The organism is Pseudonocardia kunmingensis, assembly GCF_006716445.1.
Classification (GTDB): domain Bacteria; phylum Actinomycetota; class Actinomycetes; order Mycobacteriales; family Pseudonocardiaceae; genus Pseudonocardia; species Pseudonocardia kunmingensis.
This window is the reverse complement of record NZ_VFPA01000001.1, coordinates 2,807,975-2,828,194: the sequence shown is the minus strand read 5'-3', so window position 1 is coordinate 2,828,194 and position 20,220 is coordinate 2,807,975. Positions and strand designations below refer to the sequence as shown.

General features: G+C 74.8%; 19 protein-coding genes. 11 read left to right on the top strand and 8 right to left on the bottom strand.

The annotated features are described in order from the left end of the window. Positions 1-92: 92 nt before the first annotated feature. From FB558_RS13460 to FB558_RS13450, 3 genes are all read left to right on the top strand, one after another. Positions 93-344, top strand: coding sequence for a hypothetical protein (locus tag FB558_RS13460; RefSeq protein ID WP_094922125.1), 252 nt, complete (start codon positions 93-95; stop codon positions 342-344). A gap of 146 nt (positions 345-490) precedes the next feature. Continuing rightward, positions 491-1,165 carry a Crp/Fnr family transcriptional regulator gene (locus tag FB558_RS13455; RefSeq protein WP_094922123.1) on the top strand — a complete coding sequence of 225 codons (675 nt, stop codon included), beginning with the start codon at positions 491-493 and terminating at the stop codon, positions 1,163-1,165. Positions 1,166-1,285: 120 nt separating this feature from the next. Continuing rightward, on the top strand, positions 1,286-2,527 hold the full coding sequence (locus FB558_RS13450; protein WP_246106405.1) for an MFS transporter: 1,242 nt from the start codon (positions 1,286-1,288) through the stop codon (positions 2,525-2,527). 10 nt (positions 2,528-2,537) lie between these two features. Here FB558_RS13450 and FB558_RS13445 read toward each other — a convergent pair whose 3' ends face one another. Further along, the gene (locus tag FB558_RS13445) at positions 2,538-3,332 is read right to left on the bottom strand and encodes an MBL fold metallo-hydrolase (RefSeq protein ID WP_142052447.1); all 795 of its coding nucleotides are present in this window, start codon (positions 3,330-3,332) and stop codon (positions 2,538-2,540) included. Next, the gene (locus FB558_RS13440) at positions 3,329-4,129 is read right to left on the bottom strand and encodes an NUDIX hydrolase (protein ID WP_142052444.1); all 801 of its coding nucleotides are present in this window, start codon (positions 4,127-4,129) and stop codon (positions 3,329-3,331) included. The genes FB558_RS13445 and FB558_RS13440 overlap by 4 nt, the downstream gene beginning before the upstream one ends. Before the next feature lie 113 nt (positions 4,130-4,242). Here FB558_RS13440 and FB558_RS13435 point away from each other — a divergent pair, with 113 nt between their 5' ends. Then, entirely contained in the window at positions 4,243-5,133 is an 891-nt protein-coding gene (locus FB558_RS13435; RefSeq protein ID WP_142052441.1) for a Gfo/Idh/MocA family protein, read from the top strand. Positions 5,134-5,406: 273 nt separating this feature from the next. Here the strand turns inward: FB558_RS13435 and FB558_RS13430 are convergent, their stop codons facing one another. Genes FB558_RS13430 through sp36 form a run of 4 tightly spaced genes read right to left on the bottom strand, consistent with a single transcriptional unit; the run spans position 5,407 to position 9,105 of the window. After that, entirely contained in the window at positions 5,407-7,869 is a 2,463-nt protein-coding gene (locus tag FB558_RS13430) for a hypothetical protein (RefSeq protein WP_142052438.1), read from the bottom strand. 32 nt (positions 7,870-7,901) lie between these two features. After that, positions 7,902-8,471: a hypothetical protein gene (locus FB558_RS13425; RefSeq protein WP_142052436.1), complete on the bottom strand. Its 570-nt coding sequence runs from the start codon at positions 8,469-8,471 to the stop codon at positions 7,902-7,904. Then, positions 8,468-8,935: a RidA family protein gene (locus FB558_RS13420; RefSeq protein WP_142052433.1), complete on the bottom strand. Its 468-nt coding sequence runs from the start codon at positions 8,933-8,935 to the stop codon at positions 8,468-8,470. The genes FB558_RS13425 and FB558_RS13420 overlap by 4 nt, the downstream gene beginning before the upstream one ends. Continuing rightward, the gene (gene sp36 / locus FB558_RS13415) at positions 8,932-9,105 is read right to left on the bottom strand and encodes a Sp36 family protein (protein ID WP_142052430.1); all 174 of its coding nucleotides are present in this window, start codon (positions 9,103-9,105) and stop codon (positions 8,932-8,934) included. Before sp36 ends, FB558_RS13420 begins: the two co-directional genes overlap by 4 nt. A gap of 72 nt (positions 9,106-9,177) precedes the next feature. Between sp36 and bagA the strand changes: the two genes are divergently transcribed. Together bagA and bagB are read left to right on the top strand one after the other, a co-directional pair. Continuing rightward, a complete protein-coding gene (gene bagA / locus FB558_RS13410; protein ID WP_142052427.1) occupies positions 9,178-10,203 on the top strand; it encodes an ATPase BagA in 1,026 nt (341 codons plus the stop codon). Then, on the top strand, positions 10,200-11,351 hold the full coding sequence (gene bagB, locus FB558_RS13405; RefSeq protein ID WP_211366372.1) for an ATPase BagB: 1,152 nt from the start codon (positions 10,200-10,202) through the stop codon (positions 11,349-11,351). The genes bagA and bagB overlap by 4 nt, the downstream gene beginning before the upstream one ends. Positions 11,352-11,358: 7 nt before the next feature. Here the strand turns inward: bagB and FB558_RS13400 are convergent, their stop codons facing one another. Continuing rightward, positions 11,359-11,787 carry a VOC family protein gene (locus FB558_RS13400; protein WP_142052423.1) on the bottom strand — a complete coding sequence of 143 codons (429 nt, stop codon included), beginning with the start codon at positions 11,785-11,787 and terminating at the stop codon, positions 11,359-11,361. A gap of 78 nt (positions 11,788-11,865) precedes the next feature. On the opposite strand from FB558_RS13400, the gene FB558_RS13395 reads away from it, so the two are divergent. Next, complete coding sequence (locus FB558_RS13395) at positions 11,866-12,447, top strand: TetR/AcrR family transcriptional regulator (protein WP_211366370.1); 582 nt, start codon at positions 11,866-11,868, stop codon at positions 12,445-12,447. Positions 12,448-12,459: 12 nt separating this feature from the next. On the opposite strand, the gene FB558_RS13390 is transcribed toward FB558_RS13395, so the two are convergent. After that, positions 12,460-12,816, bottom strand: coding sequence for a WhiB family transcriptional regulator (locus FB558_RS13390; RefSeq protein ID WP_142052417.1), 357 nt, complete (start codon positions 12,814-12,816; stop codon positions 12,460-12,462). Between the two features lie 166 nt (positions 12,817-12,982). On the opposite strand from FB558_RS13390, the gene FB558_RS13385 reads away from it, so the two are divergent. The 4 genes from FB558_RS13385 to FB558_RS13370 all read left to right on the top strand — a co-directional run bounded on the left by FB558_RS13385 (position 12,983) and on the right by FB558_RS13370 (position 20,171). Further along, complete coding sequence (locus tag FB558_RS13385) at positions 12,983-15,367, top strand: transglycosylase domain-containing protein (RefSeq protein ID WP_246106404.1); 2,385 nt, start codon at positions 12,983-12,985, stop codon at positions 15,365-15,367. Between the two features lie 1,096 nt (positions 15,368-16,463). Then, positions 16,464-16,805: a hypothetical protein gene (locus FB558_RS13380; RefSeq protein WP_142052414.1), complete on the top strand. Its 342-nt coding sequence runs from the start codon at positions 16,464-16,466 to the stop codon at positions 16,803-16,805. Positions 16,806-17,004: 199 nt separating this feature from the next. Beyond that, positions 17,005-19,023: a bifunctional MFS transporter/dTMP kinase gene (locus tag FB558_RS13375; protein ID WP_142052411.1), complete on the top strand. Its 2,019-nt coding sequence runs from the start codon at positions 17,005-17,007 to the stop codon at positions 19,021-19,023. Continuing rightward, positions 19,020-20,171 (top strand): DNA polymerase III subunit delta', encoded by a 1,152-nt coding sequence (locus FB558_RS13370; protein WP_142052408.1) that lies wholly within the window; start codon positions 19,020-19,022, stop codon positions 20,169-20,171. Before FB558_RS13375 ends, FB558_RS13370 begins: the two co-directional genes overlap by 4 nt. The last annotated feature ends 49 nt before the right edge of the window (positions 20,172-20,220 follow it).

Genomic DNA, 20,220 nt, shown 5'->3' with positions numbered 1-20,220 from the left:
GCCCGCGATGGTCACGAAATGGTCTCGGGACGGGAACGCGCCGACCCCCGCCGACGCGCGACCCCGGGCGGTGCGGGACCATCAGCGCCGACATGACTGCCTGGTTGTCCGTCCTCGTGCCGTTGCTGGTGATGTTCTTCGCGCTCGGAATGGAGCGCGTCGAGTCCAAGCTGCGGGAGACCACCGTGCGCCCGGAGGAGCTCGAGGAGCTGCTCGAACGGCCCCGTCCCGACGAGGTCCGCGCCCTCTTCCGGCAGGGTTCGGGCCGCGCTCTCGAGCTGTTCCGGCTCCGCAACCGGAGCTCGCGAGGACGACGGCCGGGGCGTCGCAGCAAGGCCGCCTGACGGGCGGATCAGGGCGATCCGGGGTGAATGTCCCCCGGTCGTGCGAGTAATTCGGCGGTTGCCGCGTCACCGACGGTGCGCGCACCCCCTAGACTGACGCGCCGGTGATCCGCCGCGGGGCAGCGGCCGGGACGAGGAGCGGTGCAGTGGACGAGGTTCTGATCCGCGCAGGGATCTTCCAGGGCGTGGAGCCCCACGCGGCCGACGCGCTGGCCCAGGCGCTCGAGCCCGCGGAGTTCCCGCGCGGGCACGTGATCTTCGCTGAGGGCGAGCCGGGCGACCGGCTGTACATCGTGGGCAGCGGCAAGGTGAAGATCGGGCGCAAGTCGCCGGACGGCCGGGAGAACCTGCTGATGGTGGCCGGTCCGTCCGACATGTTCGGCGAGCTGTCCATCTTCGACCCGGGGCCGCGCACGTCGTCGGCCACCGCGGTCACGGAGGTCCGCACGTACACGATGGACCGGCCGGCGCTGCGGGAGTGGATCGGCAAGCGCCCGGAGATCGCCGAGCAGCTGCTGCGGGTGCTCGCCCGTCGGCTGCGGCGCACCAACAACGCGCTCGCCGACCTCATCTTCACCGACGTGCCCGGTCGCGTCGCGAAGGCGCTGCTGCAGCTGGCGCGCCAGTTCGGGTCGCAGGAGTCGGGCCTGCTGCGTGTGACGCACGACCTCACGCAGGAGGAGATCGCACAGCTGGTGGGGGCGAGCCGGGAGACGGTGAACAAGGCTCTCGCCGACTTCGCCCACCGCGGCTGGCTGCGGCTGGAGGGCAAGAGCGTGCTGATCCTGGAGCCCGAGCGGCTCGCGCGCCGCGCCCGGTAGCTCCCGCCTCGACGCACGAAAGGCACTCTCGTCCGACAGAGCGGGACGAGAGTGCCTTTCGTGCGTGCGGAGCCGGAAACGAGTGGTACGGCCGTACCAGTTTGTGCGACCCTGGTCTCCGTGACCGCCGCTCCCGCCTCCCTCGCCGACTACCGTGCCGCGCTCACCGCCCCGGGAGCCGCGGTGCCGGTGCTCGCGTCGGCGGTCGGCCGGTTCCCCATCGCGATGCTGTCGCTGGCCACGCTGCTCTACATCCAGCAGGTGAGCGGATCGTTCGCCGTGGCGGGGCTGGTCTCGGCCGGCACGATGATCGGCGTCGCCGCCGGGTCCGTGACGCAGGGCAGGCTGATGGACCGGTTGGGCCCGACCCGGCCGTTGCTGGTGATCATCGCGTTGTTCGTGGTCGCGGTCGGCGCCCTGGTCGCCGCCGTCGAGACCGCGCAGCCGGTGCCGGTGCTGGTCCTGCTGGCCACGTCCACGGGCCTGGTGCACCCCGCGCTGGAGGGGGCCTCCCGGTCGCTGTGGAGCGAGCTCGTACCGCCCGGGCGGGTCCGTTCGGCCGCCCTGAACTACGAGGCGATCAGCCTGGAGACCTTCTTCATCCTCGGCCCGGCGACCGCCGCGTTCCTCGTCACGGCGCCGTGGCCGGGCCTGGGACTGGCGGTGGCCGCCTCCGCGATGACCCTCGGTGCCACCGGCTTCGCGTTGAGCGGGCCGGCACGTCGCACGGCGCCGGCCCCGACCACGGGGCGGACCAGCATGCTGGGCGCGATCGCCCGGCCGGGGATGCGGACGGTGGCGCTCGCCGCGCTGGGATTCGGGCTCGTCGTCGGATCGGTGGAGGTCGGGGTCCCCGCCGTCACCGCGGCCGCCGGGTCGCCCGCGCTGGGCGGTGTGCTGCTGTCGGCGTGGTCGGTGACGTCCGTGCTCGCCGGCGTGCTCTACGGCATGCGCCCCTGGCCGCGCCCGCTGCACCTGCGGATGCCGGTGCTGCTCGGTGGGTTCGGCGTGCTGGTGGCGGCGATGGCGCTGTCCGGGCCGACCGGCTCGCTGGCCGTGCTCCTCGTCACGATGCTCGTGGCCGGTGCGCTGATCACCCCGCAGGTCACCGGGCACTCGCTGGCCGTCGACGTCACCGCCCCTCCCGGCACGGCCACCGAGGCGTTCGGCTGGGTGATCACGGCGGCCACCCTCGGCATCGCGGCCGGCCAGTCGACCGCGGGCGTCGTCGTGGAGGCGTACGGCCCCGCCGCGGCGTTCCTCACCGGCGGCCTGGCGGGCGTGGTGCTGGCGGCGGTGCTGTGGCTGCGCAGGGCCACCCTGATGGCCGACCCCGTGGGGCAGCCGGCCGTCGCGGCCTGAGCGTGCGGGATCAGGAGGCCGTGCCGCGCAGGTGGTCCAGCTGGGCCCGCACCGACAGCTCCGCCGCGGGCCACACCGCGCGGTCGACGTCGGCGTAGACGGTCTCCACCACCTGCCGGGGCGTCGCCTGCGGCCCGAGCCGCACCAGCGCCGTGCGGACCTGCTCCAGCCGTTCCTCGCGGTGGGCGAGGTAGGCCCGCGCGACGGCGGGCGCGTCGGGCAGCTCGGGCCCGTGCCCGGGCAGCACGGCCGTGCCCGCGGCGAGGTCGGCCAGCCGGTGCAGCGAGTCGAGGTAGGGCCCCAGCGCGCCGTCCGGGTGCGCGATGACGGTGGTGCCGCGGCCGAGGATCGTGTCCCCGGTCAGCACGACGGGGTCCGCCTGCGGGCCGGAGAGCAGGAACGACAGCGAGTCGGACGTGTGGCCGGGAGTGGCCACCACGCGCAGCTCGACGCCGGCCTCGGCCACCACGTCGCCGTCGCCGAGGGCCTCCGAGCCGAGCACGAGCGACGGGTCGAGGGCCCGCACCGGCGCCCCGGTGATCTCGGCGAACCGGCGGGCGCCGCCCGCGTGGTCGTGGTGGCGGTGGGTGAGCAGCACCAGCGCGACCGGGCCGTGCGCCGCCACGCGCTGCAGGTGCGCCTCGTCGTCCTCACCCGGGTCGACCACCACGCAGTCCGGCGCCCCCGGCGCCCGCAGCACCCAGGTGTTCGTGCCCTCCAGGGTCATCGGGGACGGGTTCTCGGCGAGCAGCACCGCGGCCAGCGGGGTGACCGGCCGCAGCACGCCGTAGGCGGGACGCGTCATGCGGGGCGGTCCGGGAAGCCGGCGGCGGGCACGGCGGTCTCGTCGGGCAGCACCGCGACGAGCAGGTCGCCCTCCTTGCGCACGCCCGGGACGATGGGCCGGATCTCGCGCCCGGCCGCGGCGTCGAGAACGGTGCCGCTCTCGGCGTGCTCGGCGATCTCCTGGAGGGTGTAGGAGGTCGGTGGCATCAGCTGCATCTCGCCGCGCCGCCAGTGCTCCAGCGCCTCGTCGGGGTGCCACCACGTGGCTTCGACCGCCTCCGTGGTGTGCGCGTCGGCCTCCTGCCCCTCGGGCACCAGCGCCGCGAAGAACGCCGTGTCGTAGCGCCGTGGAGGGCCGGGCGGGGTGATCCAGCGGGCCCAGGGGCGCAGCAGGTCGGCACGCAGCGCCAGGCCGCACGCGGTCAGGACGTCGCCCAGGGTGCGGCGGCGGGCCAGGAGGTCGTCCCGGTACCGCTGCGTCCCGGGCGGCACGTCGGGCCCGGCGAGCAGCACCCCGCACTCCTCGAACGTCTCGCGCACCGCGGCGTGCACCAGCGCGCCACCGAGCTCGGCGGGGTGTCCGAACCGGTCGCCCCACCACTGCGAGTCGGGTCCGGTCCAGTGCTCGGCCTCGGTGCGGTCACCGGCGTCGACGCCGCCGCCGGGGAACACGGTCATCCCGCCGGCGAACACCATCCCCGCCACGCGCCGTTGCAGGAACACCTGCAGGGGCGTGCGGCCGGGTGGCGGAGCGGGGTGGTCGCGCAGCAGCAGCACGGTCGCCGCCGGTCGGGGGTCGACTGGGGCGGGGGGCACGTCCGCACACTAGTGCTCCCCACCGCAGATTCGCCAAGGGTCTCGGCGGCCACCGATACCCCCGAGCGGCCTCCGACAGGAGGTACCAGCCCCGGACCGGCAGGATGTGCGCCATGGATGGGCTGCGGGTGGGTCTGGTCGGCGGCGGGCCGTGGGCCCGGACGGTGCACGGTCCGGGGCTCGTCGCTCATCCCGACACCGAGGTCGCGGCGGTGTGGACGCGCCGTCCCGAGATCGCCCGTGAGCTGGTCGGCGAGTTCGGCGGTCGCGCGTTCGAGGACCTCGAGGTGTTCCTCGACGCCGTCGACGCGGTCGCGTTCGCCGTGCCGCCCCAGGCGCAGGGCAGGCTCGCCCTGCACGCCGCGGCCGCGGGGAAGCACCTGATCCTCGAGAAGCCCCTCGCGGGCACCGTCGCCGAGGCGCGGGCCGTGGTGGACGCGGTGGCGCGCGCGGGCGTCCACTCGTCGGTGGTGCTGACCATGCGCTACGCGCCCGGCGTCCGCGACTGGCTGGCCGGCATGCCGGAGGAGCCCGCGGGCCCGGACACCGTCGCCTCGGCCCGCTGGCTCTCCGGATCGCTGCTCGGCGGCCCCTACGCCACGTCGTCCTGGCGGGCCCAGCACGGCGCGCTGTTCGACATCGGGCCGCACGTCATCGACCTCCTCGACGCGGCCGTCGGGCCGGTCGCCGAGGTGGCGTGGGCGCGGTGCGACGATCCCGACCTGTGGCGGTTCGGCCTGGTCCACACCGGCGGGGCGCAGAGCACGGTGACGCTGTCGATGAGCCTGCCCGTGGACCCGTCGGAGATCGAGTTCACGGTGCTCGGCGGGGCGGGGCGCCACCGGCTCGCGGGCCGCGGCGCGGACGCGGCCACCTGCTACGCCGCGCTGCTCGACGAGCTGGTGGCGGCGGCCGACGGCTCCGGCCCACCTCCCGCGTTGGACGCCGCACGCGGGCTCCGCGTCCAGGAATTGGTCGAGGCCGTCCGCACCGCCGTCCGCTGACCCGGCCCCGGCTTCACCCGGTCGTCGATCGTTCCCACCCGCAGTCCTTCCGAGACGCATGTCGGTGTGGCCGTGACCGCTCTGGTGTGCGGGTGGAAGTGATCTCGGGACAGGCGCCCGTGATCGCGCCGACCCGCACGCTGGTGCTGTCGGGCGGGCGGTGGTGTGCGGGTGGGAACGATCTGGTCGGGGCCCGCTTCGGTGATCCTTCCGACGCGCGCGTGCGTGTCGTTCGGATCTGCGCGGTGTGCGGCTCGCCGTGATCTCGACCGGTCAGCCGGCGAGGTCCGGGGGTGCGCTGCGCCGGCTGCCGTTGGTCCTGGGAGCGGCGCCGCGGGCCAGGTCGGGCCGCCTGCCGATCCGCGGCTTGCGGCCCTCCACCAGCTCGGCCTGGAGCCGGGCCAACAGCTGCCGGTCGGCGTCGCTGAGCCGCGCGAGCGACTCGGGGCGCAGACCCAGTTCGGGCCGCTGTCCTGCGGGCCGGGTGCCGGCCCGGTCGTGGGGCTCGGCCCGGTCGTCGCCCTCGCCGTCCGGGTGCTCGTCGTCCGCGTGCCGGTCGTCCGGGCGCCGGTCGTCGTCCTCGTCGGCCCGGTCGCGGTCGTCGGCACGGGAGGGGACGTCCTCGTCGAGATCGTCCTCGAGGGCGTCCTGGTCGTCGGTGAAGCGGTGCCGGGGGGCCGGGCGCGGCGCCGGGCGGGGCGGGGGTTCGCCGCGCGCGTCCCCGTCCTCGTCGGTGGTGCCCGGGCCCTGGACGCCGCGGTCGGGTCGCTCGTCGAGCGCCGACGGTGCCATCGCCCAGGTGCCCGAGAGCCACTCCTCGGACCAGTCGTCGTCACCGGCCGGCTCGGCCTCGGCGGCCGGCGCCGGGCGTCCCGGCTCCGGGCCGAGCGGGTCGTCGAGCGCCGTCGGGTCCAGCAGGGGTGCGAGCAGGGGCTGGTGCAGCGGCCCGTTGAAGGGGTCGTTCAGCGAGTCGAACGCCGGCGTCTCGCGGCGCTCCGGCTGCGGGTCGGGCTTCCGCGGCGGGCGGGGCGCACGGTCCTGCACGTCGGCCGGTGGGGCCTGGTCCCGGTCGTCGTCGAGGCGGTGCACCGCGGGACGGGGCTCGGTGACGGGCAGGGGCCGGGGAGCGGGGTGCGGCCCGGTGCGCCGGACCAGCGGGATCGGGGGCGGGACCGGGGCGCGGGAGATCGGTGTGACGGTCGGCCGCGGCCTCGTGGTGGGCGCCGGGCGGGGCGCGGGCCGCGAGTCGTCGCGCATCGGGACCGGGCGGGGCGGGGCGAGCGGGTGCGGCGCGGGCGGTCCCGCGGGGTCCTCGTCCTCGGCGCCGGGCGGGGGCTCCTCGACGCGCCGGTCGTGGCGGATGTCGTCCCGCCGGTCGTCGCGGATGTCGTCGGCGAGGTCGTCCTCGTCGCCGTACTCCCCGTCGCTGTACTCCCCGTCGCCGCCCTCGTCCTCGCCGCTCTCGTCCCCGCGGCGGTCGCCGTTGCGGAAGGCGGCGGGCAGGTCGTCGCGGTAGCCGTCGACACCGCGCAGGTGACGGTCGCCGCCGCGCTCGGCGGGCCGGTCGTCGTGGGACCCGTCGGTCGGGTCGCCCCGCCGGTCGTCGCGGGAGCCGTCGCGGAGGTCGTGCCAGGCCTCGTCGCGGTGGTCGTCCCGCGGGGCCTCGTGGTGGTCGTCGAGCGGACCGTCGTGGTCCGCGTCGTCACCGTCGACCGGGTGGACCGGGGCGAGGACGTCCTCGTCAGGGGCGCCGTCGATGCGGTGGCCGTCCCACGGGCTGCCGGGCTCCGGCGCCCTGCGGGCCGGGACCGGACGGTCGTCCCCGCTCAGCCCGCCACCGGGACGGTGGCCGTTCTGCTCCGCCGGGGTGAACCGGTCGAGCCGCTGGGTGCCGGCGACCTCCTCGGCGCCCGGCCGCGGAGACGGCGCGCGGCGGGGCTCCTGCGCCGCTGGGGTGTCGCGGTGCCACGGCGTCGGCGTGCGATCCGGCTGCGGGGCGAGCGCGTGCCGTTCCTGCACCGGGGCCGGGGTGGGTGGCGTGGTGGGGAGGACCGCCGTGGTCTCGGCGTCGTCCTGCGGGGCTGCGGGTTCGCCCGCGGTCGCCGGAAGTGCCGGTTCCTCGCCCGCGTCGGTACCCGCGCCGTCGGTGCGCAATGTGACCGCGTTGTCCAGCGCGGCCGCGTGGTAGTCGGACAGCGGCCCGCTCGCGGTGAGCACCTCGACGGAGGCGGGCGTCCCGGCGCGCTCCAGGACCGCCGCGAGCTGGTAGGCCAGCACGTCGGGCGGCCGGGCGGCGGCCGGGAGCTGGACGAGGACCACGGGGTGCGGCAGCGGACCGGGCGCGGTGCCCGCCGGGGTGACGCGCCGGGTGAGCAGGACCCGGCAGCCGGTCAGCGTGCGTGCCGGGAGGCCGCGAACGGCGGCGGCCACCGGGTCGTCGTCCCCGGGGGCGGTGAACCGGTGTTCGGTGCCGTCCTCGTCGTGGGGTGCCGGGAGCGCCTCCGCGGGGCCGAGGTCGGTGCGTGCCACCCGGGCCGCGGCGACGAGCGCGGCGCGCAGGGGCGCCGGCAACACGGCGCGGGCGGCCACGAGGCTCGCGGTCAGCATCTCGACGGCCCGTGCGTCCTCCCCGACGGCCACGAGCTCGCGTGCCCAGGTCAGGAGGTCGTCGTCCACCCGGCCGGCCAGTGCCAGCAGCAGGTCGTGCGTCGTCCCCTGCGACGTCCGGTCCTCCACCTGGCCTCCTTCCGTTCCGTCGGCGGCTCCCCTCACGCGCCGACCAGCGCCGCCGCGGATCTCCAGAGCGGCGCGGAACCGATGATGGCTGCCTGGTGGTAGGCCGGGGGCTCCCCGTGCGGTGGGAGCACCTCCACGCACGGTGTGCGGTCGCCGTGGGCGCGCAGCAGCCGTTGCAGCGTGCCGGCGAGCTCCCAGGGCCGCTCGGCGCCGAGCACGAGGACGACCCGCTGCCCGCCGCGCCAGCACTGGCGCAGCTCGACGCAGCCGGGATGCCCCCGGACGACGGCGAGCACAGCCAGCGCAACGGTGTCGACGGCGCGGTCGCCGGGGTGGAAGGCCGCGGGCGGGTCGTGCGGTGCCGACGCGGGCAGCACGGCGTCGAGCAGCGGGTGGGCGGAGCCCACGGCCACCTCGAGCAGGTCGCGCTCGTCGTCGGTGAGCCCGACGCGGTGGCGCAGCAGCTCGCGGGGCAGGGTGGCGCCGATGACCTCGCGCCCGCCGCCGGCGAGCCAGTCGCGCATGCGCCACAGCAGTTCGTCCGGCAACCGGCCGGCAAGGCGCAGCAGCAGCTCGTGGCAGGCCGGGTCGGGACCGGTCACGCGGTGCCCAGCTCGACGACCAGCTCCACCTCGACCGGGACCCCGAGCGGCAGCTCCGCGACGCCGACGGCGGACCGCGCGTGCAGGCCTGCCTCGCCGAAGACCTCGCCGAGCAGGTCCGACGCGCCGTTGATGACCTTGGGCTGCCCGGTGAAGCCCGGCGCCGACGCGACGAAGCCGACGACCTTCACGATGCCCGTGACCGAGTCGATGCCCACGAGGGAGTGGACGGCGGCGAGCGCGTTGAGCGCGCACAGCCGGGCCATCCGGTAGGCCTCGTCGGCGTCGACCTCCGCGCCCACCTTGCCCAGCGCGGCCGGTTTCCCGTCGACGAACGGCACCTGGCCCGCGGTGAACACCAGGGAGCCGGTGCGGCGCGCCGGGACGTAGGACCCCGCTGGCGCGGGCACGGACGGGAGCGTGATGCCCAGCTCGGCGAGCCGGGCGCTCGGGGACGTGCTCATCCGCGCACCGGCCGCTTGAACCACGCCACGAGCTGCTCCGGGTTGGCGCCGGTGGTGACGGAGACGAGCTCCCAGCCGTCACGCCCGAAGTTGTTGAGGATCGCCTGCGTGTTGTGGATAAGGACCGGGGCGGTGAGGTACTCCCACCTGGTGACCTCGCCATTGCTCATGGAAAGTCACTGTAGCCAGCGCCTCACCCGCTCGGACGGCCGGTCGGGCGCCACCTTTCGTAACCTGGACCGGTGACGTTCTCCGGTTGGCCAGCAGCGCTGTCGGCCGCCCGCCTCCACGTCGTCTCGGGGAAGGGCGGTACGGGCAAGACCACCGTGGCCGCCGCCCTCGCGCTGGCGCTGGCCTCGGGTGGCAGGCGCACCCTGCTCATCGAGGTGGAGGGCCGGCAGGGCATCGCGCAGCTGTTCGACACCGCCCCGCTGCCCTACGAGGAGCGCCGCATCGCGGTGGGCCCCGGCGGCGGTGAGGTCCGCGCGCTCGCCGTGGACGCGGAGGCGGCGCTGCTGGAGTACTTCGAGCTGTTCTACCGGCTCGGGATGGCCGGTCGGACGCTGCGCCGGATGGGGGCGATCGAGTTCGCCACCACCCTCGCGCCCGGCCTGCGCGACGTGCTGCTCACCGGCAAGGCCAAGGAGTGCGTCAACCGGCGGGACGCCGAGGGCCGCCCCGTCTACGACGCCGTCGTGCTCGACGCCCCGCCGACCGGTCGCGTCGTGAGCTTCCTCGACGTCACCAAGGCGATGGCCGACCTCGCCCGCAGCGGCCCGATCCACAGCCAGGCCGAGGGCGTGGTGCAGGTGCTGCACTCCCCGCTCACCGCGGTGCACCTCGTGACGCTGCTGGAGGACCTGCCGGTCACCGAGACGCTCGAGACCGTCGACGAGCTCACCGAGGCCGGCTTCCCGACCGGCGCCGTGTTCGTCAACCGGGTGCGCCCGCAGTGGTTGCCCGAGCGGTCGGTCGCGGCGGCGGCGGGCGGGCGCGTCGACGCCGCCCGCATCCGGTCCGGCCTCGCCTCGGCGGGCCTCGACCTGCCCGCCGACGTGCTGGAGGGGCTCGTGGCCGAGACCGTGGAGCACGCCGTGCGGGTGCACGGCGAGGCGGCGGCGCGTGGGCGCCTCGAGGCGGCCACCACGCTGCCGCGCCTCGAGCTCCCGCAGCTCGTGGAGGGTGTGGACCTCGGATCGCTCTACGAGCTCGCCGAGGCGCTGGTGGCGCAGGGCGTCGGGGTGCAGGACGCCGAGGTGGCCTCGTGAGCCCCCGCCCGGCGCCTGCGCTGGAGATCGACACCCTCCTCGACGACCCGGACACGCGCATCATCGTGTGCTGCGGCTCCGGCGGTGTCGGCAAGACCACGACGTCGGCGGCGCTGGCGATCCGGGCCGCCGAGCGCGGCAGGCGCACGGTCGTGCTCACGATCGACCCCGCGCGGCGCCTCGCGCAGGCGCTGGGGTTGGAGGCGCTCGGCAACGAGCCCGGTCGCGTGGCGGCGGCGGGCGGGGACCTGCACGCGATGATGCTGGACATGCGCCGGACCTTCGACGAGATGGTCCACGCCCACGCCGAGCCCGACCGGGCCGAGGCGATCATCGCCAACCCCTTCTACCAGACCATCTCCACGTCGTTCTCCGGCACGCAGGAGTACATGGCGATGGAGAAGCTGGGGCAGCTGGCGGCCACCGGCGAGTGGGACCTGATCGTGGTGGACACGCCACCGTCGCGGTCCGCGCTGGACTTCCTCGACGCCCCGCAGCGGATGTCGACCTTCCTGGACGGCCGGATGATCCGGTTGCTGTCGGCGCCCGCCCGCGCGGGCGGGCGCAGCCTGCGCAAGCTCGTGGGCGCGGGTTTCTCGCTGTTCGCCAAGGCGGTGTCCAGCATCCTCGGTGGACAGCTGCTGGCGGACGCGTCGGCGTTCGTGCAGGCCTTCGACACGATGTTCGGCGGGTTCCGGGAGCGGGCCACCACCACCTACGCCCTGCTGCGCTCGCCCGGCACGGCCTTCCTCGTGGTGGCCGCCCCCGAGCCGGACGCGCTGCGCGAGGCCGCCTACTTCGTCGACCGCCTCTCCGACGAGGAGATGCCGCTGGCCGGGCTCGTGCTCAACCGCACCCACCCGGTGCTGGCCGACCTGTCGGCCACGAAGGCACGCGCCGCGGCCGACGAGGTGCGCTCGGCCCCGCTCGCCGCTGCCGTGCTGCGGCTGCACGCCGACCGCGTGGACCTCGCCGAGCGGGAGGAGCGGCTGCTCTCCCGCTTCACCGGCGCCCACCCGGGCGTCGCGGTGGCGCGGGTGCCGGTGGTGGTCGGCGACGTCGCCGACCTCGACGGCCTCCGCGAGGTCGGCGAGCGGCTGGCCGACGGCCACGAGCCGGCCGCGGAGCCGTTGCGCAGCGCCCGCTGAGGGACCACTAGTTCCCCGGGCCGGGCTCGCGGAATGCCTCGCTGTACTCCGCACCCGGCGCGATCGGCGTGATCACGTCGACCAGCACCCCGGACGGGTCCGCGACGATGAAGTGGCGCTGACCGAACGTCTCGCTGCGCAGCGTGAGCTCGGGAGTGAGCCCGCCCCGGACGACGAGCCGCTCCCACTCCGCGTCGACGTCCTCGACCTCGACGTTCAGCAGCAGCCCCTGCACCGGGCGGCGGTAGGCCTCGGGCACCGTCGGGTGGGTGTGGTCGAGCAGGGCGAGCTCGTAGGACGGTGGGCCCGGGCGGCGCAGGCTGACGTACCAGTCGGCCTCGAAGGTGGTCTCGAACCCGAACAGCTGCGTGTAGAACGCGTGCGCCTCACGCAGTCGGGGCGTGCCGATCACGGGGTAGAAGCTGGTCAGTTCCACGTGCCCACCTCCATTGACGTACCGTCGGTATGTGAAGAAGGTAGTTCACATACCGCTGGTATGTCAACGGAGGTGCGGATGACGCGGGCCGAGCAACGGGAACGGACCAGGGCCGGGCTCGTGGAGGTGGGCAGGCGCCTGTTCGCCACGCGCGGGTACGCCGCGGTGGGCCTGGCCGAGATCGTGCGCGAGGCGGGCGTGACCAAGGGCGCGCTCTACCACCACTTCGCCGGTGGCAAGACCGACCTGTTCCGCGCGGTGCTCGCGCAGGTGCAGGCCGAGGTCGGGGCCACGGTGGCCGCCCGTGCCGACGCCGAGGACGACCCGTGGGCGCAGCTCACGTCGGGGTGCCGGGCCTTCCTGACCGCGAGCACCGATCCCGCGGTGCGGCGCATCATGCTCGTGGACGGGCCCGCGGTGCTGGGCTGGAGCGAGTGGCGTGCGATGGACGAGGCCGGTTCCGCGAGCCACCTCGCCGACGTGCTCACCGCACTGGTCGAGACGGGCCGGGTGGCACCGCAGCCGGTGGCTCCGCTGGCCCGGCTGCTGTCGGGGGCGATGAACGAGGCGGCGCTGTGGCTCGCCGAGACCGGCGACCCGGCGGACCTGGACGACGTGCTGGCCGCCCTCTTCCGCATGCTCGGGTCGCTGCGCCCCTGACGGCGCCGGTCCTCAGGCCGACTCGTGCAGGTCCGGCTCCTCCTCCTGTGCGGCCGCGGCGGCGAGCCCGGCCGCCGTCTCCTCCGCCGCGGACGCGTAGTGGGCGCTGCGGGCGTCGTGCAGGAGGTCGTACCAGGACCGGACCTCCGGGCGGGCCCGCAGCAGCGCGCGGCGCTGCCGCTCGGTCATCCCGCCCCAGACGCCGAACTCGATGCGCTGGTCCAGGGCGTGGGCGAGGCACTCGGTGCGCACCGGGCACGTCCGGCAGAAGACCCGCGCCTCCCGCTGCCGTGCCCCGGTGACGAAGAGCCCTTCGGCATCGGCCGTCCGGCACCGCGCGGCGCCCCGCCAGTTCCACCGCCCCGTCATGGTCGTCCTCCCCGGATCCCCGTACGCGTGAACGCTGTGCTCGTCATGACCAGCACAGACGGATTCTGGGAGCCCGCGGTTCCATCGGAAACCGAGCAAAACTACTCAATCCGGTGGACGGTGACCCGCCCGGTGCGGCGGGGCCACCCGCGTACCCTGACGACTCGTGAGCTTCCCGCGCCATCTCGCCCGGCCGATCGGCCTGCTGCTCGGGCTCGGGCTCCTCGCCGGGGTCGTCGTCGGCGGAATGGCCTTCCCGATCACGGCGGGCCTCGGGCTGATCGCCAGTGATACGGGCGACAGCGTCAACACGGTCTCCGCCGACCTGGTGGACGGGCCGCTGCCGCAGACCACCACCGTCACCGACTCGGCGGGCGCCCCGATCGCCCGGTTCTTCGAGCAGAACCAGAACCGCCGCTCGGTCACGGCCGCCGAGATATCGCCCGCGATGAAGGCCGCCATAGTGGCCGTCGAGGACCGGCGGTTCTACCAGCACCAGGGCGTCGACTGGCAGGGCACGCTGCGCGCGCTCGCCGCCAACTCCGCATCCGGTGAGATCCAGCAGGGTGCCTCCACGCTCACCCAGCAGTACGTCAAGAACTACATGCTCTACGTGGCGGCGGAGACGGAGACCGAACGGCTCAAGGCCACCGAGCAGACGCCGGCACGCAAGCTCAAGGAAGCGCAGATCGCGCTCCAGATGGAGCAGTCGCTGCCCAAGGACGAGATCCTGACGCGCTACCTGAACATCGTCTCGTTCGGCAACGGTGCGGCGGGAATCGCCTCCGCCGCCCGGCTGTACTTCAACACCACGCCCGACAAGCTCACCGTTCCGCAGGCGGCCCTGCTCGCCGGAATGGTGAACAGCACCTCGGCTTTCGACCCGGTGCGGCACCCGCAGGCCGCGCTCGAACGGCGCAACATCGTCATCCAGCAGATGCGCGACCAGCAGATGATCGACGAGGCGCAGGCGCAGGCCGCGCTCGCCACGCCGCTCGGCGTGGCCGAGCCGCTCGTCCCCCAGCCCAACGGCTGCAACGGAGCGGGCGACGCCGGCTTCTTCTGCAAGTACGTGGTCGAGTACCTGACCGAGGCGGGGTTCTCGCTCGAGCAGCTCAACCGCGGCGGCTACACGATCAAGAGCACCCTCGACCGCAACGTCCTGCAGCAGATGAAGGCCGCGCTGGACGCCGAGGTGCCCCCGAAGCAGCCCAACGTCGCGAACGTGATGTCGGTGGTGGCGCCGGGCCAGGAGAAGCACCGGGTGCTCGGCATGGCCTCCAGCCGCACCTTCGGGTTGGACGCCGAGGAGCTGGAGACCAGCTACGGGCTGCCGTACGAGCCGGTCAACCTCGGCGCCGGCTCGGTCTACAAGATCTTCACCGCTGCCACCGCGCTGGAGAAGGGGCTGGGCATCAACTACCAGCTCACGGTGCCGCCGAGCGGGTACGCCTCGCCGATCTACACCGACGGCGGCGGCCGACCGCTCCCGGTGGCCAACTCCGGCGACTACGCGCCGCGGCTGAGCCTCACCGACGCGCTGGCGCAGTCGCCCAACACCGCGTTCATCAAGCTCGAGGAGTTCACGGGCGTCCCGCCGGTGGTGGACATGGCGGTCCGGCTGGGCATGCGCTCGCTGGCCACCACCCCGTTCGTCGACCCGGGCACCGGCCGGCCCACCGACCGCTCGATCGCCGAGGTCACCAAGGCCCAGAACCTGGCCTCGTTCACCCTCGGCGTGAGCCCGACGAGCGTGCTCGAGCTGTCGAACGTCGGGGCCACCCTGTCCAGCCACGGCACCTGGTGCCCGCCGAGCCCGATCGAGTCGATCACCGACTCCGAGGGCAACCCGGTGCCGGTCACCGAGGCACCGTGCGAGCAGGTGGTCGAGCCGGGCCTGGCCGACGCGATGGTCAACGCGCTCGGCAAGGACGAGCTGCCCGGCGGCACCGCGGCCCGTGCCGCCGGTGAGGTCGGGTGGAACCGCCCGATGTCGGGCAAGACCGGCACCACGCAGCAGCACAAGTCGGCGGCGTTCCTCGGGTTCGTCCCGCAGATGTCCGGCGCGGTGATCACGTTCGACAACTCGCGCGCTCCGCGCCCGCTCTGCGACAGCGGGGGCGCGCCGTTCCCCTGCCGCAGCGGCAACATCTTCGGTGGCAAGACCCCGGCGGAGACGTGGTTCGGCACGATGCAGCCGCTGCTCGCGAGCCAGCCGGTACTGCCGTTGCCGCCGGTGGAGGACCGCTACCTGGAGGGCGGCGCCGAGTCGCGGGTGCCCGACGTCATCGGCGACCCGGAGAACGAGGCGCGTGAGGAGCTCGAAGAAGCCGGGTGGGCGGTGTCCGTGCGCAGCGTCGACAACGCCGCCGAACGCGGCACCGTCGTCGGGCAGAACCCGAACGGCTCGGCCCTGCCCGGGGAGACGATCGAGCTGAGCGTCAGCAGCGGCACCGTGCCGCCGCCCCCCGCCGCCCCGGGCGAGGACGACGACGGGGACGACGGCGACGGGGACGGCGACGACGGCGGCGACGGGGACGACGACGGCTGACGCGGTGGCCACGAGCGTCTTCCGGATCGGGGTGCGTGCGAGGACCCGGGGGGCGTCAGCACCGCGGCCGCTCCTCCCCGAGGTGGTCCTGACGGGTGGCGCGGGTTGCGGTGGGCGCGCCGTTCCGGCTCGGGACCAGCTGCCCCACCCCGCGCCCGGCCGTCACTCGCAGTCGGCCCAGCGCCCCGGCCCGACCCCGCGTGTCGAGGGTGGCCCGGTTGGCACAACTACCGGGTGACGTGGTCGCCCTGACGGCCGTCCCCGACCGGGCCTCGGCCGGTTCACGACGAGGACGTTCCCGCCGGGTGCCACTCATCCGGCTGTGGTCCCGTTCAAGAACGCCTTCGACACGGCCTTGAGCAGTGATTCCGACGATCAAGGGCGCCTGGATGGGCCGCGGACCGGTCCGGTGATCACGCGCAAGTGGTGGGACGGGACCACCGCCAGGTGCGCACCCACCCGGCAGGGGCGTTCTCGTCCGGGCAGGCCTGGGCCATGTCGGGACGGCCGCCCGGCCGGCCACGGCACTCGGTAGTTGACCCAACCCGGCCACCTCGCCGACGGGGCGGGGACCGGGGAACCGGTCGACTGCGCCGAAGACCCGGGCCGGGCGGGCGGCAGTGGCGTCGAGCCGGGAACGGCCCGCCCACAGGAGAATCCACGACTACATCGACACCATGGGTCTGCGACCGCGGTCGCAGACCCATGACGTCGACCGGGTCTGCACGGGCGCGTTCCGCGGAACGCGCGACCGGCCATGATCAGCGGGAGTGGTGTGAGGGCGACAGATCGAGCCTGTTGCCGATCGGCCCCGGTCGCGTGTGGTGGGGCGGCTGACTCAGGAGCTCCAAGAGCGGGATCCGCATGACGAACGGCACTTTCGTCGGCTAGGGACCGACGAGAGTGCCGTTCGTCGGGGTGGGCGCCTGCAGCGGAGCCTGACGATTGGGCAACACGCTCGATCTGTCGCCGTGGCACCACCCGTGGCGATCATCCCGGCGAGAAGCACGTACGCGTGGCCGACGGGGAAACCGGCGCGCCGCGCGCCGCGCGATTTCCCCGCACCGGTCGGAGCGCCGCCCTACCATCCGTCCCCGTGACGGTGGGGCCGGGTGATCGTCGGTTCGGCCGGGACGGCTCCGGCGGGGAGGCCGCTGTTCCCGAGCCGCGGGATGCGCCTGCCGGGGGCGGGCCTTCGGGCGAGGAGGTCCCGGCGCCACCGGCCTCCGCGGTACCGCAGCAGCGGCGCCCCGACGCACCGCACGACCGCTACGAGCTGCCCCCGCGCCCCCGGGTCACCCCCGATCCGGCGATCCTCGGCCTGTCCCGGCTCACGCGGGGCCGGGTGGGGTCCCGGCTGTTCACGTTGTTCTTCGTGCTGGTGTTCACGGTGATCGTCGTGCAGATGGTGGCGGCGATCCTCGACAACCCGTGGTGAGAATCGCGTACACCGGGTACTGAGAAGCCACTGTGGGTCGCTGCCGCCCAGGTCCGGAGCCCGTCGGTGCCCCCGACTACCCTGGTCCGCGGACGGCGAGCCCGCGTCCGGCCTGAGGATCCGCCGGCATGCGGCCCGCCAGCCGAGGAGGTGAGGAGCGATCGCGCCCGAGCCCTCTCCGTCCCGTTCCACGGGGGAGGTGCCGCGGCTGTCCGCGCCCACCTCCCACCGGGTCCGCAGCGTGCTGGCCATCCCGGCGTTTCGGCGGCTGTGGCTCGTCACGTCGGTCGCGGGCATCTGCGACTGGATGAGCCTGCTCGCCCTCTCCGCGCTCGCCACCCAGCTCACCAGCGGCTACACCGCGCAGAGCTTTGCGCTCGGCGGCGTGGTGGCCACCAAGCTGCTCCCGGCCCTGGTGCTGGGGCCGCTGGCCGGCGCGCTCGCCGACAAGTTCGACCGCCGCCGCGTCATGGTGGTGTGCGACCTGCTGCGGTTCGTCCTCTTCGTCTCCATCCCGCTCGTCGGGTCGCTGTGGTGGCTGTTCATCGCCGTGTTCCTGATCGAGATCTGCGCGCTGTTCTGGATCCCGGCGAAGGACGCGTCGGTGCCGAACCTGCTGCGCAGGCCCGACCAGGTCGAGACGGCCAACCAGCTCAACCTCGTGATGACCTACGGCGTCGCGGTGATCACGGCGTCCGGCCTGTTCACGGTGCTGTCCAGCGTCGGCGGGATCGTCGGGGGCGCCGGTTCGGCGCTGGCCACCGTGTTCGTCGCGCTGGTGCTCAGCGGCGTGGCGTACCTGGTCATCGCGCTCACCGTGCTCTTCCGGATCCCGGAGATCTCCGGGCGGGCCACCGAGCAGCGCGCGGCCGCGCCGGGCCTGCTCGCGCTGCTCCGCGACGGTGCCTCGTTCGTGGTCCGCACGCCGCTCATCCGCGGGCTGGTCATCGGGATCATCGGGGCGTTCGCCGCGGGCGGCACCGTGGTCGGCTCCGCCACCCTGTACGCGGCGAGCCTCGGCGGCGGCAACGCCGCGTATGGGGTGCTGTTCGCGTCGGTGTTCATCGGGCTCGCGCTGGGCATGGGCGCGGCACCGCGGATGGCGCGGCGGATCCCGCACAACCGCCTGTTCGGAGCGGCGATCGTCGCGGCGGGCGTCGCGCTCGTGCTGGTGGCGGTGAGCCCGCACCTGTTCGTCGCGATCGGCGCGGTGATGCTGGTGGGCGGGTTCGCCGGCATCGCGTTCCTCACCGGCCTCACCATCATCGGGGCGCAGGTCGCCGACGAGATCCGCGGCCGGATCGTCGCGTTCGTGCAGTCCATCGTGCGGCTCACGCTGCTCGGCTCGATGGCGCTGGTCCCGGTCATCGTCGGCCTCGTGAGCGCCCGGCGCGTCGACGTCCTCGGCTACCCCTTCCTGATCGACGGCACCCGGGTCGTGATGCTCGCCGGTGGCGCGGTGGCCTCCGTCGTCGGGATGCTGGCCTACCGGCAGATGGACGACCGGCGCACCGAGCCGATCCTGCCCGACCTGCTGTCGGCGCTGCGGCGGGGCGAGCCCCGTCAAGGCGCGGGCGTGCTGATCGCGGTCGAGGGCGCCCCCGCGGAGGAGACCACCGAGCAGGCCGCGCGGCTGGCCGGGCGGCTGCGGGCGGCGGGCTACCCGGTCGTCGTGCCCGACGGCGGGGAGCGCGACCGGGAGCGCTGGAGCGCCGCCACCCGGGAGGCGGCCCTGTCCGGTGCGCGGGCGAAGGCGCTGGCCGCCGCGGCCGTCCGGGCCGACCAGGTCGAACGGGTGATCCGGCCGGCGCTGGCGCAGGGCGCGGTGGTGGTCGTCGACCGCTTCCTCGTCAGCCCGCTGGTCCAGTTCGGCGTGGCGGCCGACCGCGCGTCCTCCGGCGGCGGGCACGTGGAGCTCGATCCCGGCGAGCTGGAGAACCTCGCGGCGTGGGCCACCGGCCGGTTGCGGCCGGACGTGTCCGTGCTGCTGGACAGGGCGCCGGCGGACGCCGCGCCGCAGACGGGCGGGTTGCCCGGGGAGGAGCACGTGCGGGTGCAGCGCCTGCTCACGCGGATGGCGGCCGCGGAGCCGCACCGCTACGTCGTCGTCGACGCCGACGGCGCACCCGACGAGGTGGCCGAGCGCGTCTTCCGCGGGCTGGCGCCGGTGCTGCCCGAGCCCGCGCAGCGGCCCGCCGACGTGGAGGTGGCGCCGTGACCGTGTGGGACGAGGTGGTCGGCCAGCCGGCCGCCGTCGCCGAGCTGAGCGCGGCCGCCACCGACCCGGCGGCGATGACCCACGCGTGGCTGTTCACCGGCCCTCCCGGTTCCGGCCGATCCGTGGCCGCCCGCGCCTTCGCCGCGGCCCTGCAGTGCCCGCAGCACGGGTGCGGCGACTGCACCTCGTGCCACACGGTCATGGCGGGCACCCACTCCGACGTGCGCGAGGTCGTGCCCGAGGGGTTGTCGATCTCGGTGAAGTCGATGCGGCAGCTGGTGCAGCAAGCCGCCCGCCGCCCGGCCACCGGCCGCTACCAGGTCCTGATCATCACCGACGCCGACCGGCTCACCGAGAACGCGGCCAACGCGCTGCTGAAGTCGATCGAGGAGCCGCCGGAGCAGACGATCTTCCTGCTGTGCGCTCCGTCCGACCACCCCGAGGACGTGGCCGTCACCATCCGGTCCCGGTGCCGGCCGGTCCCGCTGCGCACACCGTCGGCGCCCGCCATCGCCGACGTGCTGGTCCGCCGCGACGGGATCGACCCCGAGACCGCCACCTGGGCCGCCTCCGTCTCGGGTGGCCACGTGGGCAGGGCCCGCAGGCTCGCCCGGGATGACGCCGCCCGCGCCCACCGCGAGCTGGTGCTGGGCCTGCCGCTGCGGGTGCGCACCCTCGGCGACGCGTTCTCCTACGCGAGCGACCTGGTCCGCGACGCGAAGGCGGAGGCGGGCGAGCTGAGCGAGAGCCGCGACGCCGCGGAGCGCGAGGAGCTCGCGGTCGCGATGGGTGCCGGTGGCACCGGCAAGGGGGTCGCGGCGGCCGCGCGCGGCGCCCGGGCCGCGGAGCGCGACCTGGAGCGCCAGCAGAAGTCGCGCAACACCCGCACCCAGCGCGACGCGCTGGACCGCGCGCTCGTCGACCTGGCGGGGTTCCTGCGCGACGCGCTCGTGGTCGGCAGCGGGGCGCAGGTGCCGCTCACCCATCCCGACCGGGAGGCCGACGCGCGCCGCGCCGCCACCGACTGGAAGCCGGAGTCGGTGCTACGGCGGCTCGAGGCCGTGCTGGCGTGCCGCAGCGCCCTGGACCAGAACGTGAAGCCGGAGATCGCGGTCGAGGCGATGATGACGGCGTTGCAGCGCGGCTGAGCGGAGCTTGCGGAGCGAACAGAGGGCGCTGAGCGGGGCGCGAACGACA

Bases quoted from the DNA above. Each gene is read 5' to 3' on its own strand.
- FB558_RS13460 (WP_094922125.1), top strand. From the start codon at position 93: ATGACTGCCTGGTTGTCCGTCCTCGTGCCGTTGCTGGTGATGTTCTTC.
- FB558_RS13445 (WP_142052447.1), bottom strand. From the start codon at position 3,332: ATGACGCGTCCCGCCTACGGCGTGCTGCGGCCGGTCACCCCGCTGGCC.
- FB558_RS13435 (WP_142052441.1), top strand. From the start codon at position 4,243: ATGGATGGGCTGCGGGTGGGTCTGGTCGGCGGCGGGCCGTGGGCCCGG.
- FB558_RS13420 (WP_142052433.1), bottom strand. From the start codon at position 8,935: ATGAGCACGTCCCCGAGCGCCCGGCTCGCCGAGCTGGGCATCACGCTC.
- sp36 (WP_142052430.1), bottom strand. From the start codon at position 9,105: ATGAGCAATGGCGAGGTCACCAGGTGGGAGTACCTCACCGCCCCGGTC.
- FB558_RS13395 (WP_211366370.1), top strand. From the start codon at position 11,866: ATGACGCGGGCCGAGCAACGGGAACGGACCAGGGCCGGGCTCGTGGAG.
- FB558_RS13390 (WP_142052417.1), bottom strand. From the start codon at position 12,816: ATGACGGGGCGGTGGAACTGGCGGGGCGCCGCGCGGTGCCGGACGGCC.